Raw genomic sequence first — 15370 nt, forward strand, 5'->3', positions numbered from 1 at the left:
GTTGGTGGTGGCTCGACGAACGTCGGGCCACCACCCTGACCGAGGTACGAAGATGACCGAGACAGCAACCGCCATCCCCGTCCAAAAAATCCGCAAGCGCGACCACCCACCGGCACGACGAATCCGCCAGTCCCGAGCCGAGCGTGCGGCGCCATACCTGTACATCGCGCCGTTCTTCGTGATCTTCGCGGTCTTCGGGCTGTTCCCCCTGGTCTTCACGTTCTACGTCGCACTGTTCGATTGGAACCCGATCGGGGAACAGACGTTCGTGGGGCTTGCCAACTTCGAGCGCCTTTTCCAGGATCCCCGATTCTGGAACGCCTTCGTGAACACGTTTGGCATTTTCCTGATCTCGACGATCCCGCAGCTACTCCTGGCTCTGGGACTCGCACACCTCCTCAACCACGCCGCACTGAAGATGGCGAACTTCTTCCGGATGGCACTGCTGATTCCGTACATCACCTCGGTGGCGGCGACGGCGCTCGTGTTCGCGCAGATATTCGACAAGAACTTCGGTCTCATCAACTGGGTGCTGGACCTGTTCGGGATCGATCCAGTCAACTTCCTCTCGACGCAGGTCGGGTCGTGGATCGTCATTTCATCGATGGTGATGTGGCGCTGGTTCGGCTACAACACGCTCCTTTACCTCGCCGGGCTTCAGGCCATGCCTCGAGAGATGTATGAGGCAGCATCTGTGGATGGTGCTTCGGGCTGGCAGCAGTTCATCCATCTGACGATCCCCTCCCTGCGCCCGATGATCATCTTCACCGTCATCATGTCTACGATCGGCGGGCTGCAGATCTTCACAGAACCACTGCTCGTTGCTCCGGAATCGGGACTCACCTGCGGAGGCGGACGACAGTGTCAGACGCTGGCGCTGTTCCTGTACGAACAGGGCTTCGGACAGTTTGAGTTCGGCTACGGCTCGGCGATCGGCGTCGCGCTCTTCGTCATCGTGGTCATCGTGTCGCTCATCAACTTCTTCCTTACCACCCGCACACGGAAGGCCAGCTGATGTCCGACGTCGTCGATCAGGCAATCCCTCAGTCCCCGCAGGAAGCGTTCGCCGCGCCGGTCAAACGTCCGCGCAAGCGCGGAGGACGGGTCGGGAAGGTCTCCTGGCTCGTCTATGCGATGCTCATCATCGCTGTGCTGGCGAGCGTCTTCCCGCTGTATTACATGTTCGTCATCGCTTCAGTTGGTGCGTCCGCGGTGACATCCATCCCGCCGCGACTGTACCCCGGGTTCAATTTCTTCGACATCGCTCAAAAAGTCTTCGAGACGGTCCCGTTCTTCCAATCTCTGCTCAACAGCGTCATCGTGTCCCTCTCGATCGCGGTGATCGCCTCGCTCCTGTGCGCACTCGCAGGGTTCGCATTCGCGAAGCTCGAGTTCCGCGGACGCAACGCGCTGTTCGTCATCGTGCTCCTGACGATGACGGTGCCGGCGCAACTGAGCGTGATCCCGCAGTACCTGATCATCTCGTGGCTGGATTGGGTCGACACGCTGCAGGCGATCATCGTGCCAGGGCTCGCGAGCGCCTTCGGAATCTTCTGGATGCGTCAGCACATGGCAACGACTCTGAGCGACGAGCTGATGCACGCCGCGCGCATCGACGGGTGCAACAGCTGGCAGGTCTTCTGGCGCATCGGATTCCCGGTCGTTCGCCCGGCCGTGTTCGTACTCGGACTCATCACCTTCACCGGAGTATGGAACGACTTCATGTGGCCGTTCATCGTGTTGAAGTCGCCAGAGCTGTTCACCGTGCAGATCGCGCTGAAGCAGCTGCAGGCCAACCGCACGATCGACCTGGCGCTGACAATGGGCGGGTCGTTCCTTGCCACGCTCCCGCTGCTGATCGTGTTCTTCTTCGTCGGCCGCCGAATGGTCGCGGGAATCATGGACGGCGCTTTCAAGGGCTGAGCGCGCGCCTCACGCACCGCGATCGTCCACCTCAGCTGGCTGCGCTGAGGTGGACGATCGCCGCACGTTCGGGATGGAACGTCGGGAACTCCAGACCGACCAGACGCAGCATCGCGCCGGAGAGCGTCCGCGGGTCATCCTCGGCGCCGAGGGCGGGTGCGTCGCGGAGCCAGTCCGACACTTGCCACGGGGGGCCGAGCGTCTCCGAGGCACCGACGGCCACCCGGTAGCTGCGGTCGTCGTCGAGTCCCGCGAATCGCACGCGAGTCCGGGTCTCCGCGGTCGCGGCGGGGGTCACGATCGTGAACAGACCTTCTGATCGATCCGCAGCTACGACGCCGCGAATTGCGGGGCCTGATGAGTCGAGCTCTCCGCCACCGACCTGACGGCCGGTCTGAATGAGCCCGCGGAACCGACGGTGAAGTGCAATCCAATGCCGAATTTCGTCACGCTCTTGCTCAGACAATTCTCGGACATCCCACTCGATTCCGAAATGCCCGAGGAATGCCACGGCGCAACGGAAGTGCAGGCTGTGCGAGCGTCCTGTCACGCTTGATACCGCAGAGGCGACATGCGAGCCGAGCATCTCCGGCGGGACGAGCAGCCCAGTCCATCGCAGGATGTGGAACCGATCGACGGGGTCGTGACTATCCGAGGGGTGCACCCGATCTGTGCGCTCGAGGATGCCGAGGTCGACCCGACCGCCACCCGACGCGCAGCTCTCGATCTCGAGCGCAGGATGACGTTCGCGGAGCTCGTCCAGCATCCGGTACACCGCGAGCGTCTGCGCATGAACGGCGGCGCCTCCGGTCTCGGGATGGCCCGCCTCGATCAGGTCTCGGTTGTGGTCCCACTTCAGATAGGCAACGCCGATCTCGGAGACAAGGCCGTCCAAGACACCAAGGATGTGCGCGTAAGCATCGGGGTTCGTGAGGTCCAGCACCTGCTGGAATCGGAAGAGCGCGGGGAGCTCGGGCCGCGCGCGAAGAATCCAGTCCGGGTGAGCCCGAGCGAGATCGGAATCTTCGTTGATCATCTCCGGCTCGACCCACAGCCCAAACTCCATTCCGAGCTCTCGAACTCGGTCGGCGAGCGGGCGCAGCCCATCCGGCCACACAGAGGGGTCGGCGGACCAGTCTCCCAGGCCCGCGCGGTCGTCCCGGCGACCCTGGAACCACCCGTCGTCCAACACGAAACGTTCGATGCCCAGATCTGCCGCCTGCTCAGCCAGCTCGACGATAGTGTCCCAGTCTTGGTCGAAGTACACCGCCTCCCACACATTGAGCGTGACGGGGCGAGGGCGGGTCGAGGATCGGGACATTGATCGCAGATACGCATGGAAGCGTGCGGCGGCCTCGTCGAGTCCGACGCCGTAGCTGCCGAAGACCCACGGGGTCGCATATTCCTCGCCACTGGCCAGTCTCACCTCACCGGGCAGGAGAAGCTCGCCGCCACGGAACGCAAGCGCAGCGTCGCCGCGTTCGAGACCGTGCTCGTGGTTTCCGCTGAACCCGACATGTGCGAGCCATACTTCGCCGGCATCAGACGAGAAGCCAGGAACACCGGCAGCGACGACCATCGTCGCGTCAAGCCCCGTTCTCCCCCGCCGCGATTCCCGCAAGTGCGTGCCGCGCACGACCGGATGCCGCTGCGGGATGCGCTCGTGCGCCCATCTTCCGGTGAAGTCGAGCGCCTCGCTCGCCCACACCGGAATCGGAAGAGACACCGATACCGACTGCACATGCAGTGCCTCCGACCCCTCGGCGGTGTTGCGCACGTGTGCTCGCGTTCGCAGCAGACCTGCCGAGGTGAGATCGATCTCCACTTTCAGTGCAATCTGCGCCCACTCATCGACTGCTACAACAGACAAGGACCCCGCGCCGCTCTGCGCGACGCCGCCACTCAGCGGCACACCGTCTACTTCGATCGACTGAACCGAGAAGCGTGGAGCCCACGCGGCCCCGTCCCGATGCAGCTCAAGCCCCGGGCGACCAAACCAGCCGGAGGAGTGCTCGGGCAAGATCGATGGACGGTATGGAACGTCAGATATTCCGCTCATTCCCGGCCGTTCCTCGGCGAGAACGAAGGCGCGCAGCTCTTCGTCGGTAGCGATGATTCGCACTCCCCAGTGCACGATTATCGGTAGACGATCTTCGAGTTGAGCAACGATGATGGAGACATTCTCGGCGGTGAGATGGATGATCTTTGCGGCGCGCATGATTCCATTCTGCTCAATCAGCAGGGTGAAAGATAGCCTAGAGATCGATCTCAGACCGAGGGAATGAACGTCGCCCTTGTCGATCCACGGGCGACGAGCTCTGTGGGAAGGCTGATCACCTCGTCGTCGATTTCGTCGCCTGCTACGGCCCTGGCAAGAGTGTGCACTGCCGCAGCCGCCATCTCCCTGATCGGTTGCCGGATCGTCGTCAGCGATGGATGCAACCACCGGGCGCCGCGCACGTCGTCGAACCCGATGACCAGCACATCTCGGGGGATCATCAGACCGGCCTCAGCAATCGCGCGGTAGGCCCCGGCAGCCATCTCGTCAGAACACGCGAAGAGCCCGATCGGCCCTGCACCGCCGAGCTCGGTGAGCGCACGGGCGCAGGAGCGCCATGCCTCCATCGCGCTCCAGTCAGCGTCCGTGCGCACATAAGGCGCACCGGGGACGGCCTTGGCGAGGGTCTCGAGGAACCCTTCCACCCGACCGCGGCCATACCGGTAGGAGGGCGCACCTCCGATGACGATGAACCGTCGAACTCCTCGGTCGATCAGGTGTTCCGCGGCCGCCGCCCCACCCGCGTGATCGGTGGTGCGAATGCTCGGCAGCTTCATCGGCGCTTCCGAAGGCGGTTCAAGAAGTACGACGGGAATTCCCGCACGACGCATCAAAGCCATCTGCGGTGCGGTGGGCGCGATAAGCCCGAGAATCACACCGGCAGTGCCCCGCGATCGGATTCGCTGGGGCCAATCGTCACTGGGGTCGTCGCGCTCGGCAGTGAGCACCAGGTCGTACCGCAACTGTGCCGCGGCAGTACGCGCGCCAGCCGTCACCTCATCGGTGTAGGGATCGTGGAAGTGCCCCAGTACGAGGTCGAAGACGAGGGATGTACCGCCACGCGGGCGTCCGCGTGATTCACCCGCGACGGTGTAGCCCAGCGCGCGTGCCGCCTGCAGGACGCGGGACCTCGTATCAGGTGCCATGTCACCGCGCCCTCGCAACGCGCGTGACGCCGTCGACACACTGACACCGGCGACGTCCGCCACGCGGGCGAGCGTGATTCGAAGCGGGCGGGGCATTTGCCTATTTTGCGCAATTTCTGAGACTTCCGCCACCGAAACTGGCAATGTTTCTCGCGATCCACTTACGCACCCATCAATGGCGAAGGAACAGTTCAATGACGACGACGCTGCGGGTAGCCATCATCGGAACCGGATTCATGGGGCGCATGCACGCCCATGCCTGGCGAACGGCTCCCCGGTTCTTCGATCTTTCGTCTGCACCGGAGGTCGCGCTCCTGGTCGGCAGCGACGGTGCTCGCGCTGCCGCCGCAGCCACCGAGTTCGGTGTGCCAGAGTCCTCCGACGACTGGGCAGCGGCAGTCGCCCGCGACGACATCGACATCGTCGATATCTGCACGCCGGGGCACACGCACGCCGAAATCGCTCTGGCGGCTCTCGCCGCGGGAAAGCACGTGCTGTGCGAGAAGCCACTCGCCAATGACACCATCGACGCCGACCGCATGTCGGATGCCGCAGCGCTCGCCGCCGCCCGTGGGGTCGTCAGCATGTGTGGCTTCAGCTATCGACGCACGCCTGCCCTGGCGTTCGCCAAACGCCTCATCGAGGAAGGGCGGATCGGGCAGATTCGACACGTCCGCGCGCAGTACTTGCAGGACTGGTTGAGTGACCCCGATGCTTCGTTCACCTGGCGCCTGGACCGGCAGCGCGCGGGCTCTGGTGCGCTCGGAGACATCGGCGCTCACAGCATCGACACCGCCCAGTGGCTGACCGGATCATCGATCACTGGGGTCTCCGCGATGCTCCGGACGTTCGTTCCCACGCGGCCTCGCCTGGATGAACGCGTCGGTCTCGGCGGACACGGAGGTGCGGATGCGCCGCGCGAAGCCGTCACAGTAGACGACGCCACCGCATTCACCGCCACCTTCGCGGACGGCGCGTTGGGCGTCTTCGAGGCGACCCGGATGGCCACCGGCCATCGCAATGCCAATCGCATCGAGATCAATGGCGACCGAGGATCTGTTGCCTTCGACTTCTCGTTCATGAACGAGTTGCAGTTCTACGATGCGCTTCTGCCTGCCGGCGAGCAGGGCTTCCGCCGCATAGATGTCACGGAACCAGAGCACCCGTATGCCGGCGCATGGTGGCCGGCCGGACACGGCTTGGGCTACGAACACCTCTTCACCCATCAGATCGTTGATTTCGTCCGCGCGATCACAGACCAGCACACACCAAATCCGAGCTTCCAGGAGGCAGCCCACGTGCAGCGCGTGCTGGATGCCGTTGAGCGCAGCGCCTCCTCAGAGAGCAGATATACCGCAGTGGAAGGAGCACTCTTATGACCGCTCGAAAGGCCCTGGTCGTCCGGGGCGGCTGGGAAGGCCACCGTCCGGTGGAATCCACCGACATGTTCCTTCCGTTTCTCGAACAGAACGGCTTCGAGGTACGCGTCGAGGACTCAAACGAGGTTTACGCCGATGAGAACGTGATGACGGAGATCGACCTCATCGTCCAGTCGGTCACGATGTCCAGCATCTCCGCCGACGCTTTCAAGGGTCTACGCCGGGCGGTCGAGCGTGGGACGGGTCTTGCCGGTTGGCACGGCGGCATCGCTGATTCGTACCGCAACAACTCGGACTACCTCCAGCTCATCGGCGGACAATTCGCGACGCATCCGTCGAAGCATCCCGACTCCTGCGCGGGCGACGAGACGGACAACTACCTCTGCTACACGGTGGATCTCACCGATCTCGGCCGCGATCACGAGATCATGGCCGGCCTCGAAGACTTCACCCTGCGCACAGAGCAGTACTGGGTGCTCACTGACGATCTCAACGATGTGCTGGCGACGACCACGCACCCTGTGCAGCCGTACCATCCGTGGCATCGCCCCATCGTTTCTCCCGCCGTCTGGACACGCGAGTGGGGCCAGGGCCGGATCTTCGTTGCCACACCCGGGCACAGCCCCGTCATATTGCGTGACGTCAACGTCCGCACAATCATCGAGAGAGGAATGCTGTGGGCGAGCCGCACGGTATCGGAATAGTCGGTCTAGGAGTCATCTCCGGCCAGTATCTGGAGACGTTGGGAGCACACCCCGGTGTGCGGATCGCTGCAACAGCGGATCTTGACGCGGGAAGGGCTGCCGCGGTCGCCGCTCAGTTCCCAGGTTGTCGCGCACTGACGGTCGACGAACTCGTCGCCGACCCGAACGTGCAGACGGTCCTGAATCTGACGATTCCCGCGGCCCACACAGAGGTCGCGCTGGCTGCACTGCAGCACGGCAAAAACGTGTACGGCGAAAAGCCCTTGGCGCCCGCCATGCCGGAGGCCCGCGGCATCATCGACGCTGCAGGCTCGGCGTGGGTGGGCTCTGCGCCCGACACTGTGCTCGGTACCGGCATCCAGACCGCCCGCGCCGTCGTGGATGATGGCGAGATCGGCCGCCCGGTCGCGGCCGTGGCCACCTGGGTCTCGGCGGGACATGAGGCATGGCATCCGAACCCCGACTTCTACTACCGGCCTGGCGGTGGCCCCATGCTCGACATGGGCCCGTACTACCTCACGTCTCTGTTCCACCTCCTCGGCCCGGTCGCGCGGGTATCCGGTGCGTCCTCACGGCCGAAGAGCGTGCGACGCATCGCGTCTGGGCCTCGCGCGGGGGAAGACATCCCTGTCGAGATCGACACCCACGTCACCGGGATTCTCGAGCACGTCGGCGGTGCCGTCTCGACGGTCACCTTCAGCTTCGACGGCGCAGCGACGGATGCCGCGCCGATCGAGGTGCACGGTGAGACCGGCACGCTCTCCCTGCCGGATCCGAATAACTTCAACGGCCAGGTGCGTCTGCGCCGTCCCCGTGAAGATCAGTGGACGGCAGTGGCGCCCCGCGCCGGCTACGAGAATGCCGGGCGCGGCATCGGACTGCTCGACTTCACCTCAGGAGGCGGTGGCCGCGCCGACGGCACCATCGCTCTCCACGTGCTTGAGATCATGACCTCACTGATGGAGTCGGCACGTTCCGGTCGACGAATCGATCTCACGACCACCGCGGAGCGTCCGTCGCTCGTCCCCCTCACCACCGAAAATCATTGGAGAACGCGTTGACTTCTTCCGCGCGCGCGATCATCGACCTAGATGTGACCGGTCATCAGATCAGCCGCCACGTATACGGGCATTTCGCCGAGCATCTCGGCCGCTGCATCTACGACGGCTTCTGGGTGGGCGAAGACTCCGCCATCCCGAACGAGCGTGGCATCCGCCTCGACATCGTGGAGGCGCTGCGCGATCTCAACATCCCCAACCTCCGCTGGCCTGGAGGATGCTTCGCCGATACGTACCACTGGCGCGACGGCATCGGCCCGCGTGAGGATCGTCCGAAGATCGCCAATACGAACTGGGGCGACGTGGTGGAGAACAACCACTTCGGGACGCACGAGTTCATGGACCTGTGCGACCTGCTCGGCACCGACGCATACGTCAACGGCAACGTCGGCAGCGGCACGGTTCAGGAGATGTCCGAATGGGTCGAGTACCTGACTCGCGGCGATGACAGCCCGATGGCACGACTACGCCGGGAGAATGGTCGCGATGAGCCGTGGCTAGTGCCGTTCTGGGGACTCGGCAACGAGGCGTGGGGATGCGGCGGCAACATGTCCGCGGAATACTACGCAGAGGAAGCGCGTCGCTACGCGACGTTCTGCCACAACCACGGCAAGAACAAGCTGGTTCGCATCGCGGCCGGCGCCAACGAGGATGACCTCGACTGGACACGCGTCCTCATGAAGACGCTCACCGAATGCCACGGCTGCACCCTGTACGGGAACCTTCCCTATCAGGCGATCTCGTTCCACTACTACACGCACTCCGGATCCGGGATCAACACGGAGGACGCGAGTGGGTTCAGCGACACGCAGTTCTACGAGACGATGGCATACGCCGCCGACATGGAACGCGTCATCAGCGGGCATATCGCCGTCATGGACTCATACGATCCCCTCAACCGGGTCAGCCTCGTCTGCGATGAGTGGGGTACCTGGTGGAATGCGGAGGAGGGGACCAACCCTGGATTCCTGTTCCAGCAAAACACCGTCAGGGACGCCCTCGTCGCAGGTCTGCATTTCGACATCTTCCACCGTCACGCCCGACGGCTGTCGATGGCGAACATCGCGCAGACCGTGAACGTGCTGCAGGCGATGATCCTCACCGACGGCGAGGCGATGGTCCTCACCCCGACGTATCACGTGTTCGAGATGAACAAGGGTCATCAGGATGCGCAGCAGCTCACCACGCATCTGCTCGAGGCGCCGTCCCAGAAAGTGCGCGACCAGGAACTCCCGCTCGTTTCGATGTCGGCATCGACCAAGGACGGCAGCGCGCTGCTTTCCCTCACCCACATGTCGACCGATGACGATTGCACGGTGAATATCGACCTGCGCGGGCGCAACGCCACTGTTGCGCGTGCGCGGGTGCTGACCGGCGAGAGCACCTCGGACTTCAACGACGCCGATGCCCCTGGGCGCGTGGCGCCGAAGCCGCTCGATGTGCGACTGGAGGGTGGAGCCTTGACCGTGACTCTTCCGCCGCACTCCTTCGCGACGATCGAGCTGCAGCTCGACTGAACTGGTACAGAAGGCGGGCGACAGCGGTGCTGTCGCCCGCCTTCTTCACGCGTGCGTCGTGATCGGGAAGTACACCGAGAACTGTTCGTCGACGACCTCGTGCAGAGGCAAGAAGCGAATGCCGGCCGTCTGCCCGGCCGTGCGATAGCGCGTGCGCCACTGCGTCCAATGTCGCTCGTCATCGGGTCTGAGCAGCGCTGCCGGCGCATCCAGGTCTCCACGAAGCGAGATCTCACGGTCGACGAGTCCGGCGAGGACGACGGGCCCCTCCATGAAGGCGACTGTCTCGGGTTCGTCGGGAATCGCCACCGTTCGCAGCGAGAACGGGAAAGCGATGTCGACGCTGCCTCGTCCACCAGGGTGGTTGTGCACGAGCACCCCGTCGACGGTCTCGAAAAGCGCATCGTTCGAGGTCAACGGCACACCTACGATCCACTCCGGGATACGTAGCCGCACGCGCAGCGGTGCTTCGGGCCCATCGATCTCCACTCTGATCCGCAGAGCAGACGGACGATGAAGATCTCCGGCCGCACCGGCGTTCGAGTCCGGGCCAACGTATTCCGCGTTGTCGAGCAGCTTGACGCGTACTTCTGCCACTCCACCATCGACCGCCACCCGGGCGTGCGCGGCGATGAACTGCGCGATCGTGAGGGTGCCATCATCTGCCGTGTAGAAGACCAGCTCCGCGTGGCGGGTGTGCGCCTGCACTAGCGTGCCATGACAGCACCAGAAGTCTTCGGTTGGGCTCCCCCACGCCTTCCGCGCTCCGCCCTCCAACGGGAGGAAATAGGCCACCATACCGGTTCGCGGATTCTGTTGGGCGAGGATGCCGTTATAGAGGTTGCGTTCGATGTAGTCGGCGTAGGAGAGGTCGCCTGTCCATCGCATCAGGACGTCGGCGAGGCGAATCATGTTGTACACGCCGCAGTGCTCTTGCGTCTTATCCCCACGACGAGCAGCGAATGCGAACGGCGGTGTCCAGATCTCGCCAGAGGTCTGTCCGCCGGTGCAGAACGTGCCTCGGCGAACGACCGCCCAGTCCCAATAAGCTTCCACGATGCGGCGCCAGACTTCGGCACCGGTGACCTCGTACGCACGGGCCGCACCGAGAATCTCGGGGATGGTCGTGTTGGCATGCATGTTCGTCAGCATGTCGCGTCCGTCCAGCAGCCCGTCGAAGAGCGACTTGCGGTAGTACCGCTCCAGCAGTTCGCGGTAGACCGGGTCGTCGGTGGCCTCCAGCAGGTCGGCCCAGACCTCCAGCATCCCTCCTGTTTCGACTTCGAGAATGCGCTGGAATGCGTCATCATCCAGGCTGCGCACCCAACGCAGCAAGGGCTGCGTCGCGCGCTTCGCCATCGCGAGAGCCCGCTCGTCGCCGAGGTCGCGGTATACGTCGACGAGCCCCATGAGCGTCTTGTGCATGTTGTACTGCGGCGCCCAGACCGAACGCTCCTTCTCCAGGTGGCTGAGGAAGCTCGGCGGAATCGCCCACACCCATTCACCGTCGCTGTCGCGCTGACAGCGCTCGAGCCCGTCCAGCACAGTGTCGAGCTTGGCGCGCAGCGCTGCGTCGCCGGTCACCGCGACTTCGCGGGCGACCGCCGACATCCAGTGTCCGAGAAAATGCCCTCGTAGGAGGGCTCCCGGAGTCTCCCAACCCCAATGCCGATCGAGACCGCGCGCGTCCGCGGAGTCGCGCGAAGGCTGCAGATGCCAGAGCTGGCTGCCGATACCTGCTTCGATGTAGTGGTTCTGAAGCAGCGCAGATTCGCGCAGTGTCGCCAGGTAGTCACGATTGAGCCGGCGACGGTCGTCGAAGACGCCGCGTTCGAGTTGCGCGTCACCAATGGCGACATGAGTGAGTGTCATTGCTGCACCCGGTGCATCGCGGATCGATCGTCCGTCCATGTCTTCCCCCATCGCGTGAGCGCATCCAGGTCGTCGATATCGGAGGCCGTGCGGCGTGCCTCGGCGAGTGCCGCCGCGAAGATGTCGTCGAGGACGACGCGCTGCCCGCTCTCGGCCGAGGCGATTGCCGCCTCCACCATCGCGAGGCTCCATATGTTGCGCTGAATCTCGCCCGAGGGGGTCGGTCCGCCGTCCAGGGCCGCGAGAAACTCCTCGAGCGCGGCATCCAGGCCCTCGGGCCCGCCGGCAAGTACCGAGTTCGTCGGTTCTTCCTCGTCGCGCCCCTGCGTTCGCACTTCGGTCTCGCCGTCCCAGGTGGCGGTGCCGCCCTCGGCGGAAGCCCGCCACGCACCGTTCCAGGAGGTCTGCAGACCGTCGGCGCACCAGCTGCCGGCATAGGAGAAGCGTGCGCCGCCGTCGAATTCGAAGACGGCCTCGGCTGCAGCTGCCCCGTCGTACCAGCTCCAGGAAGGATTGAACTCTTCGCAGTACACCGAGACCGGTTCGACGCCGAGCAGATAGCGCGCCTGATCGAAGGTGTGGATTGCCATGTCGATCAGCAGCGGGTGCGCCATCCGATCCCGGAAGCCACCGAAACGTGGGTTCTGAAAGAACTGCGCGTTGAGCTGCTCCGCGCCACCGTTCAGATTCAGCGCGCCCCGGAAAGCCGTGATGCCACGGGAGTAGCGCCGCGATTGGCTCGTCGCGACGAGCACGCCTTGTGACCGGCTGAGCGCTGCCAGCCGGATCGCCTCGGCGACGGTGGGCGTGACTGGCTTCTCGCTGAGCACGGGCACCCCGGCGTGAACAGAAGCCGCGCTGACCTCGAGGTGCGCCTCCGGGATGGTCACGTTGAGGAGAAGGTCTGCGTGAACCTCGGCGAGCGCCTGCTGCACGGACGTGAAGCCGGGCGCATCCCACTCGCGTTCGTCGATCGCCGCGCGGGCGGCACCCTCCATGACGTCGACGACGGCGCTGACCCGGAGATCCGCGCGCCTCTCGATCGTGTCGAGCCAGGCTCTGCCCATCCCTCCCGCTCCGACGACGACGACGTCGCGGATCTGGTCAGCGCTCACAGGGGTGTCCCGTCCCACTCGCGAGGAGTGTCGAAGTCGTTGGTCTGGTGCATCGCAATGCGCGGTGCGATGCGGGGGCGCGTCTGATGCGCCCATTGGACGGCGTTGGCGAGCACCCTCTGAATGTTCGGGTCGTGGTAGACGGGATAGTCCTGATCTCCCGGCGAGAAGTAGAAGATCCGTCCGTGGCCCCGGCTGAACGTCATGCCGGAACGGAACACTTCTCCGCCGGTGAATCCCGAGACGAAGACGAGGTCATCCGGCGTCGGCACGTCGAAGAACTCGCCGTACATCTCCTGTGCGGGCAGCACGATCGGCTGCGCGACACCTTCGGCGATCGGATGCGTCGGCGCGACCGTCCAGACGAGCTCCCGGTCCGTACCCTGCCGCCAGCGAAGAGTGCAGGTGGTGCCCATCAGAGCGATGAAAATCTTGGAGAAATGCGCCGAGTGCAGCGCGAGGAGACCCATGCCGCCGAGGACGTGCTTATGCACTCGCGCGACCACCTCGTCGGAGACGACATCGTGACGTATGTGCCCCCACCACAGCAGCACATCGGTGCGCGCGAGCCGTTCGTCCGTAAGACCGTGCTCGACGTCATCGAGGGTTGCCGTCTCGACCACGACCTGCGCGCCGAGACTGCGGCGAAGTCCAGCGGCGATCGTGCCGTGCATCGTTTCGGGATAGATCCGCTGCGGGATCTCATCGTGTTTCTCGTGATGGTTCTCACCCCACACCAGGACGCGAATCGGGGCAGTCATACCGCCCTCACCACTCGCATCTTCGCCGTACGACCAACCGCCATGAGCACCTCCGTGTGTTCTTGGTTCGACCTCATGCCACATGCGAGAGATCGATCTCTCGGCGAGACTAGCATCGAATAGATCACAGATGACCCGATCGCGAAAAGTGAGCTGGCGACACTCTCGCACCTTCAGCTCCAATCGCTTGGCGCCGGTCCGACCCAGTTGCGCCTGTACTGACAGGTTGCATTCTGCGACACAATGGAAGCATCACCGACCGAGGAGCCCCCATGACTGACCGTCTCGCCCGCGCCCGCGCCACCGGCGTTCTTGCCGTGCTGCGCGCACCGTCCCCTGAGCTCGCGCTCGAGGCGGCTGACGCAATCATCCGCGGCGGGGTTGCCGGAATCGAAGTCACGTACTCCACGCCTGACGCCCCCGCGGTCATCCGTGAGTTGATCGCCAGGCACGGCAACGCCGCCTACGTCGGTGCGGGCACCGTGACCACGGTGGAACAGGCCACCGCGGCCGCAGACGCAGGGGCCGAATTCCTCGTCAGCCCCGGTACCCTGCCCGACCTCACACGCGCGATGCTCGACACCGGCCGAGTGGTGATGACCGGGGCGATGACCCCGACCGAGGTCATGAGCGCACTCGCGCTCGGAGTCGACGTCGTGAAGATCTTCCCGGCATCCCTCGGCGGGCCCTCCTATCTCGGGGCGCTGCGCGGACCGTTCCCGGATGCTCCGCTTATGCCCACCGGTGGCGTCTCTCCTGAGAATCTCGCGGACTGGTTTGCCGCAGGAGCGGTGGCAGTGGGTGCCGGTGGCGACCTGGCGAACTCCGCATCCATCAAGGCCTCGAACTGGGCCGATCTCACCGAACGCGCCGAGCGCTTCGCTGCCGCGTTCGCCGCCGTCCGCGGCTGAGTCGATCGTCTTGCCCGAACTGCTGCCGTGGGCCTGGGTCGTTCTGGGTCTCGCTGCGCTGACGATCGGCCTCGCGAAGACGGCGATCCCTGGCGGCGGCATCCTGCCCGTCGCGCTGTTCGCGACCGTGCTTCCGGCGCGCACATCGACCGCTGCCCTGCTGCTCCTGTTGATCGTCGGCGACATGTTCGCATTGGTCGCGTACCGCAGGCATGCGCACTGGCCGACGCTGCTGCGCCTGGCACCAGCCGTCGTAGTGGGGTTGCTGGCGGGCTTCGCATTCCTCGCACTCGGTGATGACGCCATCGTGCGTCGTGCGATCGGTGTCATCCTTCTTGCGATGATCGCCGTCACGCTGTGGCGTCGCTGGCGACAGAGCAGAGCGGATGCTGCTCCGGCCTCCGGTGGCTCCATCGTCACCGCTTCCACCTATGGCGCACTGGCCGGATTCACAACGATGGTCGCAAATGCCGCGGGCCCCGTCATGTCGATGTACTTTCTCGCGATGCGCACGCCGGTGCAGGTGTTCCTCGGCACGTCGGCCTGGTTCTTCGCGATCGTGAACCTGTTCAAGGTGCCGTTTCTGGCCGGAATCGGGCTCTTCGAAGGCCCCGTATTGCTCATGGATGCCGCCCTGGTGCCCCTCGTCGTGATCGGAGCCCTGGCCGGGATCCGGCTCGCACGACGAATGAAGCAGCACGTGTTCGACAAGATCGTGATCGGTCTCACGATCGTCGGCGCCGTGTATCTGCTCGTCTAGACCGGGACTGACCACGAAGCGCGCACCGGTGACCGGTCAGCGGCCCGATGGTCGGCTCGGTCATGGGAGGTGCGACGACGACGCTCACGATGAGCTTCGACACCGTGGGCACCCGAGCGGTCCCGATCGAAGTGCATGGGATCGAGGGATCGCTGATCGTGCCCGA

13 protein-coding genes are annotated in these 15370 nt (G+C 64.6%); 8 read left to right on the forward strand and 5 right to left on the reverse strand.

Translation table 11 applies throughout. From position 1 onward, the window contains the following. Positions 1 to 52: 52 nt before the first annotated feature. Both AC1C2O_RS10875 and AC1C2O_RS10880 read left to right on the forward strand, forming a co-directional pair. Positions 53 to 1015, forward strand: a complete 963-nt coding sequence (locus tag AC1C2O_RS10875) for a carbohydrate ABC transporter permease (protein ID WP_495430447.1) — start codon at positions 53 to 55, stop codon at positions 1013 to 1015. Then, positions 1015 to 1923, forward strand: coding sequence for a carbohydrate ABC transporter permease (locus tag AC1C2O_RS10880; RefSeq protein WP_495430448.1), 909 nt, complete (start codon positions 1015 to 1017; stop codon positions 1921 to 1923). The genes AC1C2O_RS10875 and AC1C2O_RS10880 overlap by 1 nt, the downstream gene beginning before the upstream one ends. Positions 1924 to 1954: 31 nt before the next feature. Here AC1C2O_RS10880 and AC1C2O_RS10885 read toward each other — a convergent pair whose 3' ends face one another. Both AC1C2O_RS10885 and AC1C2O_RS10890 read right to left on the reverse strand, forming a co-directional pair. Continuing rightward, positions 1955 to 4141: an alpha-galactosidase gene (locus AC1C2O_RS10885; RefSeq protein ID WP_495430449.1), complete on the reverse strand. Its 2187-nt coding sequence runs from the start codon at positions 4139 to 4141 to the stop codon at positions 1955 to 1957. Between the two features lie 50 nt (positions 4142 to 4191). Further along, complete coding sequence (locus AC1C2O_RS10890) at positions 4192 to 5223, reverse strand: LacI family DNA-binding transcriptional regulator (protein WP_495430450.1); 1032 nt, start codon at positions 5221 to 5223, stop codon at positions 4192 to 4194. A gap of 98 nt (positions 5224 to 5321) precedes the next feature. Here AC1C2O_RS10890 and AC1C2O_RS10895 point away from each other — a divergent pair, with 98 nt between their 5' ends. The 4 genes from AC1C2O_RS10895 to AC1C2O_RS10910 are packed head-to-tail and all read left to right on the forward strand — an operon-like array spanning position 5322 to position 9785. After that, the gene (locus AC1C2O_RS10895; protein ID WP_495430451.1) at positions 5322 to 6506 is read left to right on the forward strand and encodes a Gfo/Idh/MocA family protein; all 1185 of its coding nucleotides are present in this window, start codon (positions 5322 to 5324) and stop codon (positions 6504 to 6506) included. Next, on the forward strand, positions 6503 to 7210 hold the full coding sequence (locus tag AC1C2O_RS10900; RefSeq protein ID WP_495430452.1) for a ThuA domain-containing protein: 708 nt from the start codon (positions 6503 to 6505) through the stop codon (positions 7208 to 7210). Before AC1C2O_RS10895 ends, AC1C2O_RS10900 begins: the two co-directional genes overlap by 4 nt. Next, positions 7183 to 8271, forward strand: coding sequence for a Gfo/Idh/MocA family protein (locus AC1C2O_RS10905; RefSeq protein WP_495430453.1), 1089 nt, complete (start codon positions 7183 to 7185; stop codon positions 8269 to 8271). Before AC1C2O_RS10900 ends, AC1C2O_RS10905 begins: the two co-directional genes overlap by 28 nt. Further along, a complete protein-coding gene (locus AC1C2O_RS10910; protein WP_495430454.1) occupies positions 8268 to 9785 on the forward strand; it encodes an alpha-N-arabinofuranosidase in 1518 nt (505 codons plus the stop codon). Before AC1C2O_RS10905 ends, AC1C2O_RS10910 begins: the two co-directional genes overlap by 4 nt. 45 nt (positions 9786 to 9830) lie before the next feature. On the opposite strand, the gene AC1C2O_RS10915 is transcribed toward AC1C2O_RS10910, so the two are convergent. Genes AC1C2O_RS10915 through AC1C2O_RS10925 form a run of 3 tightly spaced genes read right to left on the reverse strand, consistent with a single transcriptional unit; the run spans position 9831 to position 13533 of the window. Continuing rightward, complete coding sequence (locus tag AC1C2O_RS10915; RefSeq protein ID WP_495430455.1) at positions 9831 to 11696, reverse strand: beta-L-arabinofuranosidase domain-containing protein; 1866 nt, start codon at positions 11694 to 11696, stop codon at positions 9831 to 9833. Next, entirely contained in the window at positions 11654 to 12772 is a 1119-nt protein-coding gene (locus AC1C2O_RS10920) for a Gfo/Idh/MocA family protein (protein WP_495430456.1), read from the reverse strand. Before AC1C2O_RS10920 ends, AC1C2O_RS10915 begins: the two co-directional genes overlap by 43 nt. Then, positions 12769 to 13533: a ThuA domain-containing protein gene (locus AC1C2O_RS10925; RefSeq protein WP_495430457.1), complete on the reverse strand. Its 765-nt coding sequence runs from the start codon at positions 13531 to 13533 to the stop codon at positions 12769 to 12771. The genes AC1C2O_RS10920 and AC1C2O_RS10925 overlap by 4 nt, the downstream gene beginning before the upstream one ends. A gap of 272 nt (positions 13534 to 13805) precedes the next feature. Between AC1C2O_RS10925 and AC1C2O_RS10930 the strand changes: the two genes are divergently transcribed. Together AC1C2O_RS10930 and AC1C2O_RS10935 are read left to right on the forward strand one after the other, a co-directional pair. After that, a complete protein-coding gene (locus AC1C2O_RS10930) occupies positions 13806 to 14444 on the forward strand; it encodes a bifunctional 4-hydroxy-2-oxoglutarate aldolase/2-dehydro-3-deoxy-phosphogluconate aldolase (RefSeq protein ID WP_495430458.1) in 639 nt (212 codons plus the stop codon). A gap of 10 nt (positions 14445 to 14454) precedes the next feature. Next, positions 14455 to 15204 carry a sulfite exporter TauE/SafE family protein gene (locus AC1C2O_RS10935; protein WP_495430459.1) on the forward strand — a complete coding sequence of 250 codons (750 nt, stop codon included), beginning with the start codon at positions 14455 to 14457 and terminating at the stop codon, positions 15202 to 15204. Positions 15205 to 15370: the final 166 nt, after the last annotated feature.

It is taken from the genome of Microbacterium sp. Y355 (assembly GCF_059445345.1).